The sequence below is a fragment of the Amycolatopsis sp. SID8362 genome, from assembly GCF_010550475.1.
In the GTDB taxonomy this organism is placed as follows: Bacteria; Actinomycetota; Actinomycetes; order Mycobacteriales; family Pseudonocardiaceae; genus Amycolatopsis; species Amycolatopsis eburnea.
In genome coordinates, this window is record NZ_JAAGNB010000814.1 from 1 (window position 1) to 265 (window position 265).

Sequence of the window (265 nt, forward strand, 5' to 3'; positions counted from 1 at the left end):
CGGCTGCGGCCGGGGCGCTGGGGGTACGTCGACACGCTGTCGGTGGCGCCCGCGGCCCGCGGCGGCGGCGTGGGCCGGGCGCTGATGGCGGTAGCGCACGAGGAGCTGCTCCGGCCCGGCTCGCTGGGGACGTTCCTCTTCTACCACCCGGCCAACCCGCTTTCGCCGGTGTTCTGGCACCGGCAGGGTTATCGTCCACTGTGGACCATGTGGATCCGGCGCCCCGCCTGGTCCTGAGAGGGGAACCGATGGACATCGCCGAACC

At 73.2% G+C, this 265-nt stretch carries 1 protein-coding gene; it reads left to right on the plus strand.

What is annotated here, in order from left to right:
• The coding region (locus tag G3I65_RS24990; RefSeq protein WP_160698258.1) for an N-acetyltransferase at positions 1-237 on the plus strand (237 nt) is incomplete at its 5' end.
• Positions 238-265 lie beyond the last annotated feature (28 nt).